At 73.1% G+C, this 520-nt stretch carries 1 pseudogene; it reads left to right on the top strand.

From position 1 onward, the window contains the following. A pseudogene (locus tag HWX22_RS31425) lies at positions 1-520 on the top strand (DNA topoisomerase IB); the annotation flags it as partial.

Here is a 520-nt window from a genome sequence, read left to right as displayed (position 1 = left end):
CAAGCGCCATCTGTCGATCGAGGCCGGCACGGCACGGCTGCGCTTCGTGGGCAAGAGCGGCGTCGAGCACGACGTGCGGATCGACGACGCGCGGGTGCTGCCGATCGTGCGCGCCTGCGCGAAGCTGCCGGGGCGGCACCTGTTCCAGTACCTCGACGCCGAGGGCACGCGGCACGCGATCGGCCCGGCCGAGATCAACGACTACCTGCGCGAGACGGGCGGCGCCGACTTCAGCGCCAAGGACTACCGGACCTGGGCCGGCAGCGTGAATGCGCTGGCCCTGCTGCGGCGCGCCGCCTGGCTCGATGCGCGGCAGGCGCGCAAGCAGATCGTCGCCACGGTGCGCGAGGTGGCGGCGCTGCTGCACAACACGCCGGCCGTGTGCCGGAGCAGCTACATCCACCCCGTGGTGCTGGAAGCCTTCGAGACCGGCGCGCTCGCCGTGCTCGGGCCCTGCACCAAGCGGCGCGGGCTGCGCACCGACGAGATCCTGTTCGCGGGCCTGCTGACGGGCACGACG

It is taken from the genome of Burkholderia sp. BCC1638, assembly GCF_902833195.1.
Taxonomy (GTDB): domain Bacteria; phylum Pseudomonadota; class Gammaproteobacteria; order Burkholderiales; family Burkholderiaceae; genus Burkholderia; species Burkholderia diffusa.
Note: the sequence above shows the minus strand (reverse complement) of the source record. Positions and strands in the feature narration are given on the sequence as shown.